Below are 20,684 nucleotides of genomic sequence, written 5' to 3' on the forward strand. Positions count from 1 at the left end.
TGAAGCTAATGTTAAAATTGTGCCGATCGGTGTTAAAAAACCGCTTTTTATCGTATTAATTAATATAGCTACAAATATCGTTATATAGAATAAAAAGTGAATTGACGCTAACATTAAATTAAACATCTAGTCCTCCTCGAAATACTCATTCAGTATCTCTCTATACTTTTCTACAAATTTGAAACGATCTTGATGAAGTTTCTTGCTCCAATTTGTTTGCCGATCCAGCTCACGCATCTGCTCAAAGCCTTTTTGAATCTCTTTGTAATAAAATTCGATGTTTGCAGTGGCTTTCCAATGCCGAGCAGTCCGAACTCCTAATCCTGTTTCAGCCATTTTCAATTTAACTAATTCAGCTTGTTTTTTTGCTTTTTTATCTTTCTGAATTTTCACCATGATTTTTTTGAGGATAATATCACTGTATTGCGTAATGAGATCCATTATCTTTCCTCCTGTAATTAATCACTTACATAAAGCGAAAGATACTCTTTGTAATCCATTAGTTCTAGTTCCTCACTGTTTTTCTCTGGCTCTCCTCTAAGCCCTACATATAGTTGACCATCTATAAAATGTGTGCCACTCACATTGTTAATACCGTAATGCGTATGCAATTCAAGCTTATAGTTTGCTCTTACTGTGTTAAAATCCTCTAATGAATCACCTAGTAAGTCTTTTAAAACCTTTAAAGTTGGGCTTTTCTTTTTAAAAATTCGATAGCCTTGAATTTCTTTTTTCGTCAATTCAGCTTCATACTCTTCTTCAACTGAACTCTCTACTCTTATTCCCATACACGATCTTGACCATATTCCTAAAACGCCATCACCAAAGTGTGGAAATTCTGTTATTACACGTTTGATTTCTTCACTTATTACTTTTCCTTGTTTTTCTTTTTCAACGTATAGACGATTCAAATTAGAATATTCCTTAACTCTATATACTGGTTCATTTAAAACGCTCGCCATTATTTCTCCCCCTCAATCTCACATGCCTGTTCAAACTGTCTAGTGATGTTTTCTAACGCTTTTTTGTACTCGATAATACTTTTTATCGTTCTTTCTTCACTTAACACGTAATCGCGTTGTATCGCCTTTAAACACGATGAGACAGTTTGGAAGTATCCAATATCTGCTCGTGATTCTTCTTTTGCTTCGGTGTAGCGAATGTTTCCTTCCTCATCTCGTCTTACCTTCGATAAGACAATATTTCTAGAATCACTGGTAATTCGATAATCTTCGATTTTCATGTCTAGCATTTTTTCTCCTCCACATACTTAAACTGTCGTCCTTTTGAATCAATCCATAAGCTCCTAGCTCTATCCCAGATAATATTTTTGCTCAGACCAGTAATTTCAGATAACTGTTCAGCAGTACCTGTTACTAGAATTCGATCACCATGCCAGATTGCAATTTTTCTCGGCGTTTTCCGTTTAGGCTTTTCAGCCCACATTGATTTACCAAGCTTTTGGACTTCTGCAACTATTTCTTTGTCTTCTTGCCAATTCTCAGAATGTGTCAGTTCAATGATTCGTTTCATTGCTGCTTTCTTATCCACGCTCATTCCTCCAATCGATGGATTTCCCTTCTTAAATTCTCTATGTGCAAATCAATTGCCTTTCTCGCCGTTTCATTGACCATCACTGCCTTTGTTCGTTCCAGATCGTCAATCTCACGCTGAAGGCTTCGAATTCGCATTTGAATCACTTCTTCTGTTGTCATGATGGACCACCTCGTTAAAAACGCTCTTCCTTGAACGTATTCCGATATTTTTTGGCTAATATCAACGGCACTTGATATTGATGACAGAACAACTTTGCCTTGATCTTAAAGTCTTTTGTCTGCATTCCTTTGACATCTACGACTTTGACAAGTTTGCCGTTTTTATAAAATGTGAAGTCAGGAATATACTCGATCTTGCGATACTTCTTTCCGTCTAGTTCAAATTTCGGCATCAGCTCAAATCTTTCCTGAAGTTTTACTTTCCAGCCGTTCGCTTCAGCTTGCCACAAGGCTAGATCGTAATACTCTGCTTCCGCGATAGAATCAAACTTGATACCTCGATGAACAGTTTTTTTATTACGGTATTTATTCATGCGATACTACCTTTCACTGGTTTTATGCGCTTGTCTGCTGTTTGTTGGAATTTCAGCGCATAACCTTCTGAATTCTTAAATATCCTAGAAACAATTCTTTCGCCGTAGGCTTCTCTTAGTTCAGGACCAGATAAGTTTGTTGTGATGATCGTTGCCTTGTTCTGTCTGGCTTCTAAGAGCGTGTTTAACGTGTTGTTTGTAAACTGCCTACTATTCGATACCCCGCTACCTAATTCAGCTCCAATATCGTCAAAAACCACCAAATCAGTTGTTTTGATATCGGCTATAAGCGATCCTTCAATTTCTTTTCTCAGTTCAGCATTGTTATAAGAAAACTTTATTTGCTCTAATAACTCTTGATAGCTTATAAAAAGTATTTTCTTGTCATAATTTGAGCGCTCAAGTATTTCCCAAGCTGTCGCCATTGATAAGTGGCTTTTTCCGCTTCCTGATTTCCCTGATAGAATGAAATGTGAAGGATGATTCAGTAGGACATCATTTACATAGCTTTTAGCTCTTTCTAAAGCAATTTTCGTTTCTTGGTCCACTACGTGATAATTCTCCATTTTGCATTTAAACAAAGTTTTATCTGTTAAAACCGAACCATTTTGAAAAAAACTCAAAGCTCGTGCTTTTAAGCTGTCGTTATATATCCTTTCGGTCTGTATATCCTCTTTCACACGTAACGCTTTATAACCACAACTCATGCATGTTGGTTTACAACGTTCTGAACCATCCTTATTTTTAGCTCGCCAACTATACAAAGGTTCGCTACATTCTGGACATTTTCCGCTTTGCACTAATACTCTTCTTATTAGTTTCTCCATAGCATTTGCTAGGCTTTCCATGTGATGCATCTCCTTTTTAAATTGGCAAGTCGTCATATTCACTAGGATTGCTGTACTGTAGTTTTTGACTTTGCTTTTTATGATTCTTCTTGTCTGCTTTGATTTCGAATTTGAGCTTCTCAAATTTTTCTCTCAATTTCTTAGCACTTCTAATATTTCCAAACCAAAATTCATTTGTAGGTAGCCAATTGATCACATACTCAATCGCTTCTATAGACGCTTTATCTTTTTCTTCCATCAACCTGATTGTGTCTGCCCATTTTTCGATATCTACTTTATTCATTTCTTTTGGAAAATCTTCAGTTAAATTACTTTGCAACTTTTTAGCAAGGCGTAAGTGTTCGTCAGAATACTTACCTCTCTTTTCTTCTTTATCTATATCTATATCTTTCTCTATCTCTATCTCTAACTCTGGTGTAGTTTTGTCTGGACATTTGTCCGAAACTTGTCCTCCAGTTATTAAATTCCGTTTTGCCTCTTCTATTTTCTTTCTGTATTCTCTTTTTCTATCTGCTTCAGTTGAGGATTTTCCAATGAAACTTTGTATATCAGACATATAAATTGCTCCGTTATCTAATACGTCAATAAGCTGCAAATCACGGAAAATTTGTACCGCTTTTTCTACGACTCCTACAGAATGTCTTGTAATAGTTGCGAGCATTGTAGAGTTAAATGGAATCCTGTCATTAAACATCAACTTACCTTCGTGTTTTAGACTTCTTAAATAAAGTTTGAGAAGAATATTAGAATAAATATAGCCATCTGGCATACTTTCTAAGAGAACCATCTCGTCACTATCGAAAAAATTCTCTTTTAGTTTTAAATAGTAGTAGCGTTTGTTGTCAGACAATATTTTTTACCCTCCTATTCTAAGTTTCTTAATTGTTTCCTGGTTTAACTTGATCCCTTTGATTTGATACTTATTTTTGAAATTAATCACACCTATTTTGTGCTTCTCCGTGTGATGGATTCTGCAGAGTGCTGCAAATGTGTACTCTGAATGATCAACTTCTTTGCGCTTTCGTCTTCCTAGCGCTTTGTCAAAGTGATCGATGTCAGCTCCTGTTTTGCCACAGATGCAGCAGACTCTTTTTGTGATGCATTTGTAGAAGTAATACTCTTGATTCGCTGGTAAAATCTCATAGCCTTCTTTGAAAGGAATATGATGTTCAAAGATGAAATCTAAGATAATATTTGCTAAGACGTTGGCATCACTCACAGTTGTATTAGATTCATCTTTTAGGCTTATTTTGCGCCCTGTGACACCTTCGAAACGGAAGTAGAAGAATTCCTTCCAGAAGTCCGTTGGCATGCCTGTATCGATAAAAATATCGCCTATCAGCGCATAGATGAAGTTTCGTTGCTGTGCGGTGAACCGACGTGGATCAATAAAACGAATTTCAATGATTCGATCGCCATCATAGCCGTCATACATCGTTTTCAGCCGTTCGATATTTACTTCTTCGTTGATTGTTGCACCAATGTCGTTACCTTTAAATTTCTTTAGTACCGCCGAGTATGAATCTATTAGTGGTTTAAACACTCATATCACTTCTCTTTTGTTTCTTCTCTGTACTGATCTTCAAGCCAATTAACGCCTCGTTTTAGAATGCCCAAGTCTCTCTTGGTCCATTTACTGTCATCAGCGGTTATAGAAGCCGCATCAGTCAATGCAACAATTGCTTCATCAATCGATTTTTCGTACTTGTTAGCAACCAGTTGTAAAGCATCTAAGAATAGCTTTTTGCTTCTTTGAGTAGCTGGTTCAAGCATCGAAACATCTTCTGGCATATCTTCGCCAGCAAATATATATAGCCCTAGCCCAAACATCGCTAGATTTTTTACAAGACAGCGCATGATTGTTTTATTGATATCAAACATCGTTGCTGCTTCAACTCGCTTTTCGATTTTTCCAACAATCTCTTTTTTCTTCGTTTCGTTATTCCACTGATAATCATTGACTTCGTAGGTATATGGCTCATCTTTCATTGCCTTGTTTGCACCATCCATGACTGGTAACCACATGTCACGCTTTACTCCGTTGACTGTGATACTGGTAAAAACCATATAGCCTGTTTTTTCATCAAAGAGGTATGGACGATGCGTTTCTGGATCACGATAGATTTCGTAGTCTACTTCTTCGCAGATTTTGCTAACTTCTGCCCATGCCCATGCCCAGGACAGATAAGTTAGTTTGTTTCTTTTTTCAACAACATCATTGACGGTTATCTTGTACAGACTATTGAATAATTTGTTATCGTTGCGTTTCATTCCTTCACTCATCAAATTCTGCCTCCATTTCAGCAATGTATTTCTTACCTGGTCCGTAATAAGAGATATCAATCAAGTTATCTCTGTCGTACTCTTCTAGCGCATCAATCAAGCCATCTTCGATGACATAGATATACTCAGGTTTTTTGGACTTCCTCGATAAATGGATAAGATAGACATGATCCCAAATACTCACAAAATTTCCCAAGTCATCTTGATCACATGCTAGTTCTTCATCCGTCAAGAGATTTCGTCTGATTTTTCGATTATTTGTTTCCTTGATATTCGATTTGCCCCAACTAGGATCAGTCAAATATTGATCTAGAGTGGAAAGTTCATTTTCCATATGTTAAAATCTCCTTAGTTATGATTTTTTGAGTGACTCATTGCTTTGGTCGGCGGAGTCACTTTTTTATTTGTTGCCATGCTTTTTGCTTTTCGATATGTTGCTTGCTTAAAATAATAGGACGGCTATTTGCCCACCAATTATCAGCAATCACTTTACCGATTTTTAGCGCTTCTTCTCGTGCCATAGTTGCTCCTTTCTTTTGAATCAAGCAGATTGATTAAAACCATCAATGCTGCGAACAAACTTCCCCCGATAATACTTTGGTGTGCTACTATCACTAATAGCCCTAGGATGAATCCTATAAAAAGTGTGTCTGTCTTCTTCATAATCTAATCTCCCTATTTTTTATTTCTAGCATTCTCAAATCCTCAAGTTCAGAAGCGATTAGTTCAGCTTGTCTATCTGATAGCTCATCGGCTTTTCTAAGCGCTTCACGATCATCTTGTAATTGTTTCCTGTGTTGTTTAATCAAACGGAGAATTTGATGTTCTTGTTGCAATGTGTAGGACATAAAATCATTCTCCTTTGCCTTTAGAACTCAAAGTTTTCTTTCAAAAATCTTTGGAGTTCCGATCGTTCAATTCTGATGTCTAACTTGCTCCACTGCTGTGTTTTTAAGCCTAGGTTTATCCAATGTGTTAATTTGTCATCACCAATTCCTAAAACTTTTCTTACCTCTGATTTGTTTGGATATGGAGGAAGCTCTACTGATTTGTTCATAAGGTGCAATCGTTCGTCCAATGAATTAAGCACAGCATTCGTAATTTGTGTAGTTAATTCTGAAACTACTAAATTATCTGGAATTGTTATTTGCATGCTTTTTCTCCTTTTCTAATTCTGCTAGTACTGCCTCAATTGGCTTGATTTGTTTATCTGGTTTTCTACGCCCGTTCATAATATCCGACATATAGGCTGTTGAAATATCAAGCTTTTCAGCTAACCAAGCTTGACTCTTGTTATGCGTAGCTAGCGCCACACGCACTTTTAAAATGAAGTCCTGCGACATAACTATCTCTCCTCTAATAGATCAATTTCTGGAATATATCCTTCTTTTTTTAGCGACTCATAAATGAACAAACGTCCTTTTTGAGTCCATTTTGTATTCATCACAACTTTTGTTCCACCATCAGATTTCGGAATCTCAGTTGTATGAGATTTTGTATATCCTTGTCTCATATGTTTCTTGCATAATAACCATTGGTTGCCTACTTTTTTCTGAATACCTAGTTTATGAAGTAGTTTGTTCATCTGTTGTGGAGACATCCCATAATCTGCTGCAATCTGACTAATTGTTACTGAATCTGTAGAAGATAATATGCTATCTAAATATGAGATTTTGGGTTCGTATTCTGCAATCTTTTGTTCTGCGATTAGTCTTCCAGTACGTTCTTCTTTCAATTTAGTTGCTAATTGAATGATTGTATCTGGATTAAGCAAAGCTTCTTCTACTTTTTCTGGAGTTAGATAACCTCCATGTTTTCTAATTGCTGGCAACACTTCACTTGTTACCCAACGTTTGAATTTTTTAGCATTAGTTAACCTGGATTTGAGTATTAAGCTATAAAGACCCGATTCGTTAATCAAAACAACTGCTGTTCCATTGACGGTGAACGAATCGTTCTGCGTCTTATCCTCCAAGTCCACATGATCTCGAATAGCTTTTTGCGGATTCGAATATCCTAGAATGTCTGCTATGTCTTTTCCTACAAAAAATGGTTCATCATCGATTGTCATTGTTCGTACTTCATGTTGTTCAAAGTTAAAAATTTGTGGTGTGTTCATTTTGCTCATTCCTTTCTTTGGTATAATTTTCTTATCAGTAAGTGGTCTACTGAAATAATGAATAAGGTGGTGAAAAAATGAAATTTGATTCAACCATGACTTTTGCACTAATAATTTCTATCACTTCTTTGGTTTCTCCGATTATCGTAGCGGTGATCAATAATAAGCACTTAACGAAAATCAAAGAAATGGAAATCAATCAAGAAAATTTTAAAAACATAAGTCTCCATAAACGAGAACTGTTCGAAAGGTTTCTTTATCTAATTGGAGAATTTTCTTATGAAAATACACAAACAGAAATAACAGAGTTATTGACTAGCTATTACTTGATCCTGCCCTATATCCCAAAAGAAAAAACTGTTTATTTCAGGACATTTGCTAATCAAATTGCTAAACAAGATTTTGAAACTGATCATTCAGTATTCGCAAACTTACTACACGATGAAATTATCCCAACTATTAAAACTGAACTTGATAAAGTGCAAATAAAGTAAAAATAATTGCTACAAATACCATGTACATCACGTAGTTTTTAACACTATCTTTTGTAATTCGTTTCATGATATAAGCAAAACATGGCAATAGTAACCAGATCACAAAAATATACATGAAGCTTGATATTAATTTGGACATATCTTCACTCCTTTCTTATAACGATTTAAAAATAATCAAAACTCTGCTATTACATTCGTTTCAGATCCTAACGCCAAACTAATTTTTCAATAATTTGATCGCTTACCTGTTGCTCCTTGCTACTACCAATAGCCTGGAGCAATTTTTTACTTCTTCTGGCGTTGCTTCTATTGTGATTTCATATGTTTACCTCCTCAATTTTTTGTAAGCTAATAAAATTAGCTAATTTTTGTTGACTTTTTTTAAAACTAGATTTAAAATTAAATCACAGTTAAATAAGCACAGAATTACCTTGTAAATTAGCATTCTAAGTTTGCCGACCTCGAATTTGTTTATTTTATAAGGTGTCTTTCTTATTGCTTGTTAGCTTATTAAATTAGCTTACGAATACAGTATATTAAAACTAGTTTTAATTGTCAAGCCAAAAAAAGCATTTTTTTAGTTCTAGTTTTAATGCTCTTCGTTAGCGAAACGGAGGAAACTTGATATGACAGCTTTTGACAGGCTTAAATCACTTTGTGATAGTCAAGGCATTTCAGTAAATGATTTAGAAGAAAAGCTAGAAATTGGTAAAAATTCACTTTATTCTTGGAAAAAGAATATACCCAAAGGAACTAATTTAATAAAAGTTGCTGACTATTTTAATGTCTCAACTGATTATTTGTTAGGTCGTACAGATGATCCTAACGCAGGAGTTGCACCAGAGAAAAGAAAACTAACTGTTGAAGAAGCTTTAGCATCTGTAATGAGCAGTGACGGAAAACCACTCACCGATAATGATAGGCAGATACTTACCGAATTAATAGAAGCGTATATTGAAAAAAAATATAAGTAGGTGAGTCGGTTGGACAGTCAAATTGAAATGATGCTTAATGAGCTAGGTGTCAAGGTAGAAGAGCGTGAAAACCTTGATGCCGATGGCCATTATGTTGCTTGTATGAATACCATAGTAATAAAAGCTAATTTATCTAAGTATAGAAGACAAAGAACCTTATTACATGAATTAGGACACGCTTCGAAACATCATGATAATTATTTTTTATATAACTTAGCGTTCTCTCTACATTCAAAAATGGAATATGAAGCTGATCGCTTTATGATTGAAAATTTATTAGATAGCTATATTGCAAAATCTGAATTGGAACCACACAACATCAATTACATGAAATTTATCGAAGATAATAATTTAAGTGTTCGCTTCGAACCGCTTGTGAAAGAATTATTAAAAGCTCGCATCTATTGTTATGTAGCTCTCTAATATTTTTTTAAACAAAAAAAGAACATATGTTCAAAAAAGAAAGGTGAACTAAAATGATATATCCAGAATTCAAAGAATGGTTAGAAAAAAACACAACCGGATACGAAACATTTATCATCAAAGCTACTAATTATCAAATTGAAAAAAACAAAAATAGACCCCCAAAAAAACGCTGGGATGATAAGAAAATAGATAAAGCTGTATTAGAAATGTGGAAACAAGTCGTGACTAACTTGTATCAAACAATTCGTAAAGAAAAAGGAGTTCCATTAATTAACGGGAAGGAAATATGGCTTGAATTTATAGAGGAACAAGGACTGATCGAATTTTTCAATGATAGCATGGCAGAATTAGAATTTGAATAGGGGTAATATTGATGGCAATGATAAAACAATATAAAAAGAAAAATGGCGAAAAAGCATGGTACTTTAAAACTTATCTCGGTATTGATCCGCTAACTGGAAAGAAAAAATATACTACTAAACGAGGATTTAGAACACAAAAAGAAGCAAAAACAGCACTTTCTAGGTTAGAACTAGAATTACAAAAAACAGGAATGCCCACAAGTACAAATACTACTTTCAAAGAAGCAGCAGAATTATGGCTAGAAAGCTACAAAAAAACTGTAAAAGAAAGTTCATATTCAAGGACTAAAATAATCTTTAATAAACATATATATCCCAAATTTGGAAATATTAAGCTTTCTAAAATTAATACGGCATATTGTCAAAAGGTAGTAAATGATTGGAGTGAAAAAGGAACTTCAAAGCAGTACCCTCTTTTCATAAACTATATGAATAAAGTTTTTAAGTATGCTATAAATATTGGTCTAACATCTGATAATCCAACATTAAATTTACTTATTCCAAAGCCACAAATTAAAACAGAAAAGAAATTAAAATTATATACAAAAGAACAGTTGGAATTATTTCTAAATGAAGTATCTCAAGAACAGAATCCATATTTAAAAAACAGAGACTATACGCTCTTTAGACTATTAGCATTCAGCGGATGTAGAATCGGCGAAATATTAGCACTCACTTGGGACAATATTAATTTTAAAACAAATGAAATGGCCATTAAAAAAACTGTAGCTCGTTCAGATAAATATTATATATCTGAAACTCCTAAAACCAAAAAATCAAATCGAATAATTTATTTAGATGAAAAAACTATAAAGCAACTAAAATTTTGGAAGCTCGAACAAAGAAAGTACTTATTTCAATTAGGATTTACTAAAGCTAATTATTTGTTTACCAATGACGAAAATAATTTCACAATTAATCAGTCAGTGGCAGAAAGATACAATATATATCGTGAGCGTGCCGGCTTACCTTATATCGGTCTGCATGGTTTTAGACATACACATGCATCAATGCTATATGAGGCAGGCGCAGATCACAAAGAAGTCCAAGAAAGAATGGGCCACGCAAATATAAAAACTACTATGGACACATATACACACATTACTAACAGCAAAAAAGAAGAAACAACACAAAAACTAACAAATTATATTAACTTCTAAGAAAGTATGGTCAAAAGTATGGTCAAAAAAAATCCCATAATTTACAAAAAAGCTCCATCCCTTGCCACACAAGAGATAGAGCAGTTTATTTATTAAGCTTCTTGAGCTACTGGATAAACAGACACTTGTTTTTTGTTACGGCCTTTACGTTCGAAACGTACTACGCCATCAACTTTTGCAAATAAAGTGTCGTCTCCACCGATACCCACGTTTACACCTGGATAGATTTTTGTACCGCGTTGACGGTAAAGAATTGATCCACCTGTAACTGTTTGTCCATCAGCACGTTTAGCACCTAGACGTTTTGATTCTGAGTCACGGCCGTTAGATGTAGAACCGCCACCTTTTTTGTGGGCAAATAATTGTAGATTCATAGATAACAACATGGTCTGCACCTCCTATTTATCATTAATTGTTTTAATTTGGATATATTCTGAGTTTTCAGCTTCTATCGATTGTAATCCTAATAAAAGATTTTCTAATAGAATCTCAGCAATATTGTTTTGTTCTTGTGTCATTCCTGAAGTGACTTCGGTATAAAGATAACCGCCTTCTTCTTCATTCATTTCAACAATCGGCTCAAAACCGGCTAATGAGGCAATCCCGTTGACAGTGCTGATCGCTAACGCAGAAACACCTGCACAAACGATATCACTTCCATAAGGACCAGCATCAGCATGCCCGGTCAAAGTGAATGAAACGATCTGACCTGCGTCATTTCGCTTAAATGTTCCTTTGATCATATATAGGCCTTCTTTCTCAAACGCTATTAAGCGTTGATCGCGTCGATAACCACTTTTGTATATGGTTGACGATGACCTTGTTTACGGTGTGAATGTTTTTTAGGTTTGTATTTGAAAGTAACGACTTTCTTTTGTTTGCCGTGTTTTTCAACAGTACCTTCAACAGTTGCACCTGCAACAGTTGGAGCGCCTACTTTTGTAGATTCGCCGCCTACTAAGATAACTTCGTCAAAAACAACTTTTTCTCCTGCTTCAACGTCAAGTTTTTCAACATAGATTGCTTGTCCCACTTCAACTTTTACTTGTTTACCACCAGTTTTAATAATTGCGTACATGCTATAAAGCACCTCCTTCTGATATACTTAGACTCGCCATCCGAAGTGACAGCATATGCTGTGCTTATTACTTGTTCTGAGCGGTTGTAGCTGTGGAGTCCACAATTACAACAGTACTAGCTTACCAGAACAGCAATCGTTAGTCAACTAAATTTAAAATCAAAAAGTAAAACAAAAATTCAAGCAATACTTCTGCTTTTCTATCCTCACAGTTCTACCAAATAAAATAGTCGCATTGTGTTTCTTTTATTCTTATAATAAAAGAAAAAGGAGGAGCATAAATGGAATACCCAAAAGAACTGATACAAGAAGCTTCTTTAAGAATGAACGGCCGTCCTGTAGAAGGATTTATCGCTGGGCAGGGACCTCTTCATCCTAAACTGATGCTCGTGGGAGAAGCCCCAGGGAAAACAGAGATTGATACGCATGTTCCTTTTAGCGGTCAAGCTGGAAAAGAATTGATGCAGGCACTTTCTTCAACTGGCTTAACACGAGAAGAGGTGTATATCACCAGTGCTGTAAGGAGCCGCCCGTATCGCGTGACTCATCGGATCAATAAACGAACAAAACAGCAAGAAATTGTTTATCCTAATCGAACGCCAACCAAAGCAGAAGTTTTAGCCCACGCGCCGATTCTTGACTATGAGATCAAGCAGGTTCAACCTCAATTGATTGCAACATTAGGAAATATCGGACTGCAGCGTTTACTTGGCAAAGAATATACGGTTACCAAAAATCATGGTCAACTCTATGCAGGGCCTGTCTTACAATTAACAGAACAAAAGGATGCCTACGAATGGTCAGAAAAAAACTATCGAATTCTTCCACTTTTTCATCCAGCAGCTATTTTCTACAATCGCTCCCTTGTACCTGTTATCCATCAAGACTGGCAAGTACTAGCTTCACTTTTACAGCAAGATTAAAAAGAACAGACAAGACCATAAAATCTTCAGTTTACAGTCTTGTCTGTTCTTTTTCATTGTTTTAATGGCTAATTGCAGTATATTTCGCATGTAAAGCTGTCAACGCATGAGCAACTGTTTGATGTTGATGCGTGAATGTATGTTCCCACAAGTGAGAAAGTTGTTTTTCTACTTCTGGCTGCAAGGAAGTATAGATAATCGTTTGTCCTCTTTGCTCTGCTTTTTCTTGAAATTCATCAAAAACTGCACGTGCCGTCAAATCAATACTTGGTACGCCTCGCATGGAGAAAATGACACCATCGTGATGATTTAGTTCTTCCAATTTATTTTTGAGTTTTTCTGAAGACATAAAAAACAGTGGACCACTAATATACACTACTGTCCAGTTATTCAGCTTTTCCGTTTCTGGCAGCCCCATTCTTTGCCAATCGATCGTTTCTAATGAAATCGTGATAGCAGCGCTTTTGACAACAAAAAATACACAGCCGCCGATCACCCCGATCACGATAGCAATACTTAAATCAAAGATAACTGTACAAATCATCGTAAGGATAAACAATAGAACTGCTGACCAATATTTATTAGTAAATAGCTCCTTGATCGTTTCCCATTCATTCATACGCCAAGCCGTCACGATCAAAACACCTGCAAGTGCTGGCATTGGAATCTGTGACATCACTGGCGCAAAAACAAGCATGGAGAGCAGTAAGACAACTGCATGTATCATACCAGCTAATCTAGTTTGTGCACCAGATTTGATGGCCACGCTTGTACGGGCGATGGCCGCAGTAGCAGGAATCCCGCCAAAGAAAGGAAGCAACAGATTTCCAATTCCTTGCGCCATTAATTCTTGATTGCTATCTAAGGGCTTATTTGCCATTCGGCCAGCCGAAGCACCACATAGCAAGCTTTCAATCATTCCTAATAAAGCAATGCTAATAGCTGGAACTGCCACTTGTTGCAAGGCAGAAAAGCTAAAATCTCCCATATTCAAACGATTACTACTGATCAATGTTTGTGGAATCTTACCCACAGTTGCTACTGGTAAATGGAACAATAGCATAACTGCTGTTGCCAAAATGATAGCCAGCAGCGAACTAGGCATTCGTTTCGCCCATTTTTTTGGATAGATAAACATCCCTAAAATGACTAGCCCTCCCATGATCAAAGAGGCTGTGTTTATCGGAAATCCTATCGTTTGATAACTACTTAGTTTTTCAATAATGTTTGTACCTTCCGAGTGAACACCAAATAAATTATCGATCTGACCTAATGCAATAATGATAGCAATACCTGAAGTAAACCCCGTAATTACGGGTGCTGGGATAAAAGAAGTCAGTGTTCCTAATCGGAAAAGTCCTGCTGCAAGTAAAAATAGACCCGCTAAAAAAGTAGCAAGCAATACACCTTGCATTCCCTTTGTTGCCGCAATAGACATCAAGATAGCTGCCATCGCACCTGTCGGACCTGATATTTGATAAAAACCGCCTGATAAACCGCCAATAACGATACCGGCAATGATAGCCGTAATCAAACCTGCGGCCGCATCAGCTCCGCTTGACACCCCAAAAGCCAAGGCTAAAGGCAATGCTACGGCAGCTACTGTGATCCCAGCCAAAAGATCTTTCTGAAATCTTGAAAGATCATAACCTGAAAATTCTTTTTTTAGTGAGGAAACATAATTTTTGAACACCTATCTAACTCCTTTTTCATGAAATTTTCTAAAATACCATTCATTAGAATATCATATTTCATGAGATAAAGTAATATTTTTCACAAAGTTTCCTGTTAGATAAATTCTTATTTTTTCTATATTTATAAGAAAATAGAAAGCAATGCCAACAGAGCTAGCCCACCTTGTTTGAGTAAAATCCAACGATCGCTAGCCAAACTGCCATATAATGCAACAAAAAAAATAGATATTAATAGCATACTTGTGATTTCTTTAGATGCGGAAGAAAGATAAGCTCCATAAAGTAGTCCCACTCCTAATAGTCCATTGTACACTCCTTGATTCTTAAACAATGTTTGAACAGATTTTCTGCTTAACTCTTCTTTACTCATTTTAAAAACCCTACTTGTCGTGTCAGAATCAGTTCTCACCGTTTCGATATACATGATATAAAAAAATTCAATTGCAACTAGAGTCACTAAAATTTTCGATAGTATCGTCATATCTTCTTCCTCTTTTCTGATGAATTTTATTTTTTTGCTCCTTATAATTGTACTCGATAAGGATGTTTTTTTATTTTATTTGCCTTTGAAAACAAACAATATTGGCACAAAAAACAAAGAAAAACCGTTAGAAACCTCAGTTTCTAACGGTTTTTTAGCGTCACAGGAGGGATTCGAACCCCCGACCGTCCGCTTAGAAGGCGGATGCTCTATCCAGCTGAGCTACTATGACAAGAATCAGCGGAACATCAATAATTATAGATAATTAAATTGCTTCTGTCAATACGAAATAGTTATTTAATTAGCAAATAATGAATTATTTTGGCCCAACTACTAAATCAATTTTTTAAAACGAGACATTCTCCTTCAGCTGTTCTAAGGTTATCAATGGAAAACAGGAGCTACATTGACTTCATGCTACTCCTGTTTATTTAGATTTCCTGTATCCTTTAATTGACTTACAAATATAGAAGCTTTTACATCAAGTTCGAATTGAGCCCTCGATTCAATCGATTATCTACAGGCTGCCATAATCATGTATCACAACTCGATTGTTTCTGATTCCTTTGTCATTAAGATCACACCATCACCTAATGGCAAGATTGTCGATGTCAAATCGGGATGATCCATCACAACACGAAGAAATTCATTTAATTTACGATGGATAGCTCGTTTGCCACGGGGAATCTCTTCATCTGGGAGCAAGATCGTTCCTCCTTGGAAGATGTCATCTACCATCAAAACGCCACCTTTTCTTAACAAACGTAAGCATTCAGGTAAAAATTCAATATATTTTGATTTTGCACTATCCATAAAAATAAAGTCATACGGACCAGACAACTCCGGCAAGATATCTGCTGCTTGACCTTCAAGCAAAGTCACTTTATCTGTCAGTCCTAGACGTTCATAGTTTTTTTTAGCTTTCTCGATCATGACATCGAAACGATCAATTGTCGTAACATGAGCGTTTTCTCCGATTGTCGTGGCCATGACACTTGATGAAAAACCGATAGCTGCTCCGATCTCCAAGATTCGTTCAGGCTGAAGCTGTCCAAGTAAAAATTTCAAAAATACAACTGTTTCATGGGGAATAACTGGTACTTCTGCTACATGAGCTTCTTCTTCCAGTTTGCCTAGCTCACCCGGTAATTTTTTTTGCTGGGTACGCATAAAATCCAATAGTTCTTCTTTGACTACAGGACGATGCATCATTTCATTGCGCATACTACTCCTCCTCTTCACACATTATACGAACAACTGACTAAATCTACAAGCTGCATGAGTGTTTTCTCGTGTTTCATGTTCAGAAGAGTCGTTGGATCTCTGGAATACATTTATGTTTTTAACATTCTTACAAAAATTTCTGTGTTCGTCTCCGCTTCTTTTTCAACTCTACAAAGGTATTCCATGCTGTGATTCCTGTTAGGCAAAAAGCAATCGTAAAGAATAACCCCTGAATCCATGCAAATGCCGTTTTTGAAAGGACTAGTCCAATATATGGAATCTGAAAGATGGGACTACCGATAATATTTCTCTTTTTTACTACTCCAGGCTCAATATAAGTCTTTGTATCAGCTTTTGTATAAAAATCTTCGTGGTTGTTTTCAACGGCTATTACGCGACGCGTCGAGATTTTTTTTCCTGAATTTTCATAATATGTAATAATATCTCCGACTAAAATCTCATTTGTATTTTTCGGTCGTACATATATCAGATTTCCTTGTGCATAATATGGACTCATTTCTTTGTCCTCAATAATATAAGGAGTCAAACCAAAAATTCGGGGAACCAAGACGACGAGAAGAATAAGAATTAAAAATATAATCAACGTTATAGAACTTATAAAAGTTATTTTTTTGTAATCAGGCATCGTTTTCAACTTCTTTCTTTATTCAATCCTTCTTAATCATATAATAACGATAAATTTTTTTCAAATTATAGCTGTAAAAATGTTTCCCTTTAATAATTACATGTTTCTAATTCTATTTCCTCATCTTTATCTCATTTTTTATTATAAACAATTGACGTTAGTTTAAAAAACGTTTACCCTAACATTACAAGTTTTAGAAAGGAATACCTTTATGGCTTTTTTTAATAACATATATAATAAAAAAGAATCTTTTTATTTACGTATAAAGTGGAGCATAATCATTATATTATCATTGTTATTTTTAACGGGAATTGCTTATTTCTTTTATTTTATTTTTTCTCCTGCGGACAGCAATCAAATGAAAGAAATAAAAGATTCGTGGGTTTTCTATACAAAAGATGATCCTGATTTTAAGTTTGACAGCAAGTAAACTCGTACGATTCCTACCGTGGATAAAGACGAAACATTCATTATGGAAACGACACTTGAAAAACCGTTGGACGAAGCAAATTTACTAATCAAAGGAAACCATCAATGGATTACTGTATATCTAGGCGAAAAGATTTTATACCAACGGAAAGATTATCAGGAAGAAAGCAATCCCGGACTCTCATTGGCTGTGATAGATTTACCAGCAAATTATATCGGAAAAAAATTGACTCTTACAGTCTCATCTCCTTATCAGAACTATGCTGGACTGCCACCGAAAGTTTATCTAGGAACAACTGGACCATTGATTAGTTTTATTTATTCACAATCAGTGCCGCAAGTATTGACGATGATAATCGCTGTTTTTATCGCTATAGGGACCTTTTTCTATACGATCTACTTGATGTATAAACAAAAACGTCTTGAATACTCACTTATTCTCTTAAGTTGCTTTGCTTTGGCATTAGGATTTGAAGCTGTATCAGAAGATATTTTAAGTGGTATTCTTTTTGAACCATTCGTTCATTCTTTTTTATCTCATTTATTTATTATCTTAACGTCAGCTTTCATCATCTGCTACTATTGGAGCCGAATGTTTTACTATAAAAAATGGTACGGAATTTTTTGTACGTTCCAACTTTTGATTTTTATCGGCGTTCTGCTTTATGCAACTTTTACTCCTGCAGAACTTCCTGAATTAATGCCGATTGCTAATATTGCTAGTGTTATAAGCACTTTAGTCACTTCACTTGCATGCATTGGCGAAGCATATAAGAATAACCGTTTTTATGTAGCTTGTACACCTTGGATCGTCTTGGTAGCCATTATCCATTGCTTGATTTACATCCAAACGGCATTAGGTATCTATCAAACAACGATCAATTGGTCTACGATTTTATATATTATCATTCTAATCGTTATTATCAGCTACAATCTAATCGATCACATCTTAAATACCAACAAAGATCGGAGACAAGTAGATTTCTTAAAAATCAAAAATGATTTGTTGGAGCAACATTATGAGCAGCTTCGACAGCATATCCAAGAAGTAAATACACTTCGCCTGGAATTTGTCCAAGAGATGGAGAATCTGCAAGATTTAATGCATACGGACCAAACAAAAGCTAAAAACTATGTGGAAAAGATATTAGAAGAAGCAAAAAATTTCGAAATGCTGTGTTCTTTTTGCAACCACCAGGTGACAAATCTTATCTTAGCGCGTTACCAGAAGTTAGCTGCCAAACGGAATATTCAGATAACCTTCCAAGCAGATCTTCCCGAAAAACTTCCTATCAACGATGACGATCTGGCTCAACTTTTGATCCACGCTTTAGAGCATTCCTTTAGAGAAACTCATGCCATCGAAAATTCACTGTATCGAAAAATTTATTTGTCGATACACGAACAAGAGGAACATTTCGTCATTTGTTGCGAACATAGTGCACATTACGATACAAACCTATTTAGTCGAGGCATCACAGAAGAATTAGATGATCAGGAACGTTTTGACTTAATGATGATGAAAGACGTAGCGGATCGTTACACAGGAACACTAACGCAGGAAAAAGATACTTTCATTGATCAGATCACTGTTCAACTCTCTCGAAATTACCCGAATCCTGTATAAAAAATAGCGGAATCCATATATGTGGATTCCGCTATTTTTTATTTTCAATAAAGTAAGGTAAGCAATTCTTCTGGTTCTATCGCACCAAAATATTTCTTCACATCAATTTGGCTGACTATTTTTGATAGAGATGCTTTATCATATTTCTGTCCAACCAATTTTTTTTCCACGTCAGAGATATCTCCTAGTCCGAAGAAATCGCCAAAGATTTTTGCTTCTTTGATCATTCCTTCTGAGACATTCAAATGGACTTCAATCGAACCGATAGAAAAACGTTTTTGGCGAGAGAAATTGAAATCTGGAGACTTCCCGTAATTCCAATCCCAATTTCGATAATATTCCTCAGAGATTCGATTGATTTTTTTCCAATCTTCATCAGTCAATTCGTACGTTTTTACTTCTTCTACTGACTCTACGCCGAAAATTTTCAACAAGATTTCTTGACGAAATTCTTCTGTTGTCATTTTTTGCTTTTCTTCTGGAAGAAATGGTTTGATATTCGTTACACGAGAACGGATCGATTTGATTCCTTTTGATTCGATTTTGTCTTTTTTTACTTTTAATGCATTGACTACTTCATTGATATCAGAGTCGAACATAATTGTTCCATGAGCAAACATCCGACCGTTGGTAGCATACATCGCGTTGCCAGAAAATTTCATGCCATCAATGACTAGATCATTTCGGCCTTTCAATTCCGCCCCAGCAACACCCAATTCATGAAGTGCTTGGATGATTGGCTGTGTTACTTTCGCAAAGTCACGGAATGAATCCCCATCATCAGGCATGATAAAACTAAAGTTCAGGTTTCCAAAATCATGGTAGACAGCTCCGCCTCCACTTAAGCGACGGACAACATGAATGCCATTTTCTTCCACATAATCTCGATTGATTTCTTCAAGCGTATTTTGATTTCTGCCGATGATGATTGAAGGTTCATTGATATAAAAGAGCAAAATAGGTTCATCTAAAGGCATTTCTTGCAGCAAATATTGTTCAATTGCTAAATTGATTCTTGGGTCGTGGTTTTCATTTGGTACAAAAATCATGTTCTTCCTCCTAAATGTTAAACACTTTGTCAACTGCAGCAAGTTCTACATCAATCCCTTTGCCTGCTGCCTTTTGCGCTTCATTTTTCAATTGTTCTAAATCACCAAACTGAGGTAGGTGTGTAAGTACAAGTTTCTTTACGTTAGCTGATTTCGCAAGTTCTCCAGCTTCTTTTGAAGTGAAATGGGCATGATGATGTTCATTTCCTTCAAAAAGATAGGTATCTGCTAGAAACAAATCAGCATCTTTCGCAAAATCAGCGAAACTTTCCAAATAACCTGAATCACCTGTAAATACGAATACTTTCCCCGTTGTTTCTTCTACGATACGCATGGCGTAACATACTACTGGATGGATTGTTTCCATAAAAGTAATCAGAAAAGGACCAATTTTTAATTCTTCAGCTTCAAAATAAGGATGTCCTTTTGAGACATTTTCCATCGTCAATTCTTCAAAGTGAATGGAATCTTTTGTGTGTCCATAAATTGAAAGCAATGTCTCCGGATTTCTCTTAGGATGAAGTTGCCAGTAATACTGTAATACACCAAGGTCAGCAATATGATCATGATGATAATGGCTAAGGATCACAGCATCTAGATCAAGTGGATCAAGGTGTTCTTGTAATTTGATCAGCGTAGCACTACCTGCATCGATCAACAAATTGAACCCGTCAGATTGAAGCAAATAACCTGTTGTCCCTTGATTTTTATAAGGATACGCTCCTAAGCATCCTAAAACAGTTAATTTCATCGTACATTCCCCCTCAAAGATTTATCC

31 protein-coding genes, 1 tRNA gene, 1 pseudogene and 1 other annotated feature are annotated in these 20,684 nt (G+C 35.7%); of the genes and pseudogenes, 7 read left to right on the top strand and 26 right to left on the bottom strand.

Features of this window, described 5'->3' with window-relative positions; translation table 11 throughout:
- Nucleotides 1-126: 126 nt before the first annotated feature.
- From IGL15_RS10340 to IGL15_RS10415, 16 genes are all read right to left on the bottom strand, one after another.
- Nucleotides 127-441: a DUF1140 family protein gene (locus IGL15_RS10340; protein ID WP_438767520.1), complete on the bottom strand. Its 315-nt coding sequence runs from the start codon at nt 439-441 to the stop codon at nt 127-129.
- 17 nt (nt 442-458) lie between these two features.
- Nucleotides 459-962: a hypothetical protein gene (locus IGL15_RS10345; protein WP_438767523.1), complete on the bottom strand. Its 504-nt coding sequence runs from the start codon at nt 960-962 to the stop codon at nt 459-461.
- Nucleotides 962-1,252 carry a hypothetical protein gene (locus IGL15_RS10350; protein WP_123835977.1) on the bottom strand — a complete coding sequence of 97 codons (291 nt, stop codon included), beginning with the start codon at nt 1,250-1,252 and terminating at the stop codon, nt 962-964. The genes IGL15_RS10345 and IGL15_RS10350 overlap by 1 nt, the downstream gene beginning before the upstream one ends.
- Nucleotides 1,246-1,557, bottom strand: a complete 312-nt coding sequence (locus tag IGL15_RS10355; protein WP_438767525.1) for a hypothetical protein — start codon at nt 1,555-1,557, stop codon at nt 1,246-1,248. The genes IGL15_RS10350 and IGL15_RS10355 overlap by 7 nt, the downstream gene beginning before the upstream one ends.
- Nucleotides 1,554-1,715, bottom strand: coding sequence for an antitoxin (locus IGL15_RS10360; RefSeq protein WP_002296606.1), 162 nt, complete (start codon nt 1,713-1,715; stop codon nt 1,554-1,556). Before IGL15_RS10360 ends, IGL15_RS10355 begins: the two co-directional genes overlap by 4 nt.
- A 14-nt stretch (nt 1,716-1,729) precedes the next feature.
- On the bottom strand, nt 1,730-2,089 hold the full coding sequence (locus tag IGL15_RS10365; RefSeq protein ID WP_002321420.1) for a DUF1064 domain-containing protein: 360 nt from the start codon (nt 2,087-2,089) through the stop codon (nt 1,730-1,732).
- The gene (locus IGL15_RS10370; RefSeq protein WP_002323910.1) at nt 2,086-2,937 is read right to left on the bottom strand and encodes an ATP-binding protein; all 852 of its coding nucleotides are present in this window, start codon (nt 2,935-2,937) and stop codon (nt 2,086-2,088) included. The genes IGL15_RS10365 and IGL15_RS10370 overlap by 4 nt, the downstream gene beginning before the upstream one ends.
- Nucleotides 2,938-2,953: 16 nt before the next feature.
- Nucleotides 2,954-3,787, bottom strand: coding sequence for a phage replisome organizer N-terminal domain-containing protein (locus IGL15_RS10375; RefSeq protein WP_284612500.1), 834 nt, complete (start codon nt 3,785-3,787; stop codon nt 2,954-2,956).
- A 6-nt stretch (nt 3,788-3,793) separates the two neighbouring features.
- Nucleotides 3,794-4,480, bottom strand: coding sequence for a putative HNHc nuclease (locus IGL15_RS10380; protein ID WP_002301524.1), 687 nt, complete (start codon nt 4,478-4,480; stop codon nt 3,794-3,796).
- A 5-nt stretch (nt 4,481-4,485) separates the two neighbouring features.
- Nucleotides 4,486-5,220: a DUF1071 domain-containing protein gene (locus IGL15_RS10385; protein WP_002301525.1), complete on the bottom strand. Its 735-nt coding sequence runs from the start codon at nt 5,218-5,220 to the stop codon at nt 4,486-4,488.
- The gene (locus IGL15_RS10390; protein ID WP_002301526.1) at nt 5,213-5,554 is read right to left on the bottom strand and encodes a hypothetical protein; all 342 of its coding nucleotides are present in this window, start codon (nt 5,552-5,554) and stop codon (nt 5,213-5,215) included. Before IGL15_RS10390 ends, IGL15_RS10385 begins: the two co-directional genes overlap by 8 nt.
- A 58-nt stretch (nt 5,555-5,612) precedes the next feature.
- Complete coding sequence (locus tag IGL15_RS10395; RefSeq protein ID WP_002301527.1) at nt 5,613-5,741, bottom strand: hypothetical protein; 129 nt, start codon at nt 5,739-5,741, stop codon at nt 5,613-5,615.
- A gap of 138 nt (nt 5,742-5,879) precedes the next feature.
- On the bottom strand, nt 5,880-6,068 hold the full coding sequence (locus IGL15_RS10400; protein ID WP_113832130.1) for a hypothetical protein: 189 nt from the start codon (nt 6,066-6,068) through the stop codon (nt 5,880-5,882).
- A gap of 20 nt (nt 6,069-6,088) precedes the next feature.
- On the bottom strand, nt 6,089-6,373 hold the full coding sequence (locus tag IGL15_RS10405) for a hypothetical protein (RefSeq protein ID WP_002332091.1): 285 nt from the start codon (nt 6,371-6,373) through the stop codon (nt 6,089-6,091).
- Nucleotides 6,351-6,563, bottom strand: coding sequence for a helix-turn-helix domain-containing protein (locus IGL15_RS10410; protein ID WP_002301531.1), 213 nt, complete (start codon nt 6,561-6,563; stop codon nt 6,351-6,353). Before IGL15_RS10410 ends, IGL15_RS10405 begins: the two co-directional genes overlap by 23 nt.
- A gap of 2 nt (nt 6,564-6,565) precedes the next feature.
- Entirely contained in the window at nt 6,566-7,339 is a 774-nt protein-coding gene (locus tag IGL15_RS10415) for a phage antirepressor KilAC domain-containing protein (RefSeq protein ID WP_113832131.1), read from the bottom strand.
- A 77-nt stretch (nt 7,340-7,416) separates the two neighbouring features.
- On the opposite strand from IGL15_RS10415, the gene IGL15_RS10420 reads away from it, so the two are divergent.
- The 5 genes from IGL15_RS10420 to IGL15_RS10440 all read left to right on the top strand — a co-directional run bounded on the left by IGL15_RS10420 (nt 7,417) and on the right by IGL15_RS10440 (nt 10,755).
- Complete coding sequence (locus tag IGL15_RS10420) at nt 7,417-7,833, top strand: hypothetical protein (RefSeq protein WP_077940702.1); 417 nt, start codon at nt 7,417-7,419, stop codon at nt 7,831-7,833.
- A 626-nt stretch (nt 7,834-8,459) separates the two neighbouring features.
- Complete coding sequence (locus IGL15_RS10425) at nt 8,460-8,807, top strand: helix-turn-helix domain-containing protein (RefSeq protein WP_010731227.1); 348 nt, start codon at nt 8,460-8,462, stop codon at nt 8,805-8,807.
- Nucleotides 8,808-8,834: 27 nt separating this feature from the next.
- Nucleotides 8,835-9,230 (top strand): ImmA/IrrE family metallo-endopeptidase, encoded by a 396-nt coding sequence (locus tag IGL15_RS10430; protein ID WP_029744310.1) that lies wholly within the window; start codon nt 8,835-8,837, stop codon nt 9,228-9,230.
- A gap of 53 nt (nt 9,231-9,283) precedes the next feature.
- The gene (locus tag IGL15_RS10435) at nt 9,284-9,595 is read left to right on the top strand and encodes a hypothetical protein (protein ID WP_113832132.1); all 312 of its coding nucleotides are present in this window, start codon (nt 9,284-9,286) and stop codon (nt 9,593-9,595) included.
- Nucleotides 9,596-9,606: 11 nt separating this feature from the next.
- Nucleotides 9,607-10,755 carry a site-specific integrase gene (locus IGL15_RS10440; RefSeq protein ID WP_010721843.1) on the top strand — a complete coding sequence of 383 codons (1,149 nt, stop codon included), beginning with the start codon at nt 9,607-9,609 and terminating at the stop codon, nt 10,753-10,755.
- 92 nt (nt 10,756-10,847) lie between these two features.
- Here the strand turns inward: IGL15_RS10440 and rpmA are convergent, their stop codons facing one another.
- From rpmA to rplU, 3 genes are read right to left on the bottom strand one after another with little or no spacing between them, the layout of a single operon-like run.
- Nucleotides 10,848-11,141 (bottom strand): 50S ribosomal protein L27, encoded by a 294-nt coding sequence (gene rpmA, locus IGL15_RS10445; RefSeq protein ID WP_002289452.1) that lies wholly within the window; start codon nt 11,139-11,141, stop codon nt 10,848-10,850.
- 12 nt (nt 11,142-11,153) lie between these two features.
- Nucleotides 11,154-11,498, bottom strand: a complete 345-nt coding sequence (locus IGL15_RS10450) for a ribosomal-processing cysteine protease Prp (protein ID WP_002289451.1) — start codon at nt 11,496-11,498, stop codon at nt 11,154-11,156.
- Between the two features lie 26 nt (nt 11,499-11,524).
- Nucleotides 11,525-11,833 (bottom strand): 50S ribosomal protein L21, encoded by a 309-nt coding sequence (gene rplU / locus IGL15_RS10455; RefSeq protein ID WP_002289450.1) that lies wholly within the window; start codon nt 11,831-11,833, stop codon nt 11,525-11,527.
- A 19-nt stretch (nt 11,834-11,852) separates the two neighbouring features.
- Nucleotides 11,853-11,929 (bottom strand) — a sequence feature (ribosomal protein L21 leader region).
- A 185-nt stretch (nt 11,930-12,114) separates the two neighbouring features.
- Between rplU and IGL15_RS10460 the strand changes: the two genes are divergently transcribed.
- Nucleotides 12,115-12,756 carry a uracil-DNA glycosylase gene (locus IGL15_RS10460; RefSeq protein WP_002391666.1) on the top strand — a complete coding sequence of 214 codons (642 nt, stop codon included), beginning with the start codon at nt 12,115-12,117 and terminating at the stop codon, nt 12,754-12,756.
- A gap of 61 nt (nt 12,757-12,817) precedes the next feature.
- On the opposite strand, the gene IGL15_RS10465 is transcribed toward IGL15_RS10460, so the two are convergent.
- The 5 genes from IGL15_RS10465 to IGL15_RS10485 form a co-directional block, all read right to left on the bottom strand.
- A complete protein-coding gene (locus IGL15_RS10465) occupies nt 12,818-14,449 on the bottom strand; it encodes a SulP family inorganic anion transporter (RefSeq protein ID WP_104765211.1) in 1,632 nt (543 codons plus the stop codon).
- A gap of 122 nt (nt 14,450-14,571) precedes the next feature.
- Nucleotides 14,572-14,931 carry a DUF1304 domain-containing protein gene (locus IGL15_RS10470; protein ID WP_002317606.1) on the bottom strand — a complete coding sequence of 120 codons (360 nt, stop codon included), beginning with the start codon at nt 14,929-14,931 and terminating at the stop codon, nt 14,572-14,574.
- Nucleotides 14,932-15,089: 158 nt separating this feature from the next.
- A tRNA-Arg gene (locus tag IGL15_RS10475) sits at nt 15,090-15,163 on the bottom strand.
- A gap of 308 nt (nt 15,164-15,471) precedes the next feature.
- Nucleotides 15,472-16,155 (bottom strand): O-methyltransferase, encoded by a 684-nt coding sequence (locus tag IGL15_RS10480; protein WP_002288107.1) that lies wholly within the window; start codon nt 16,153-16,155, stop codon nt 15,472-15,474.
- Nucleotides 16,156-16,282: 127 nt separating this feature from the next.
- Nucleotides 16,283-16,801, bottom strand: coding sequence for a signal peptidase I (locus tag IGL15_RS10485; RefSeq protein ID WP_002299609.1), 519 nt, complete (start codon nt 16,799-16,801; stop codon nt 16,283-16,285).
- Between the two features lie 211 nt (nt 16,802-17,012).
- On the opposite strand from IGL15_RS10485, the pseudogene IGL15_RS10490 reads away from it, so the two are divergent.
- Nucleotides 17,013-18,857, top strand: a pseudogene (locus IGL15_RS10490) (hypothetical protein).
- Between the two features lie 44 nt (nt 18,858-18,901).
- On the opposite strand, the gene IGL15_RS10495 reads toward IGL15_RS10490, so the two are convergent.
- Both IGL15_RS10495 and IGL15_RS10500 read right to left on the bottom strand, forming a co-directional pair.
- On the bottom strand, nt 18,902-19,906 hold the full coding sequence (locus tag IGL15_RS10495) for a lipoate--protein ligase (RefSeq protein WP_002288102.1): 1,005 nt from the start codon (nt 19,904-19,906) through the stop codon (nt 18,902-18,904).
- 10 nt (nt 19,907-19,916) lie between these two features.
- A complete protein-coding gene (locus tag IGL15_RS10500) occupies nt 19,917-20,657 on the bottom strand; it encodes an MBL fold metallo-hydrolase (protein WP_002299607.1) in 741 nt (246 codons plus the stop codon).
- Nucleotides 20,658-20,684: the final 27 nt, after the last annotated feature.

The organism is Enterococcus sp. DIV0436a (assembly GCF_051711605.1).
Taxonomy (GTDB): domain Bacteria; phylum Bacillota; class Bacilli; order Lactobacillales; family Enterococcaceae; genus Enterococcus_B; species Enterococcus_B faecium.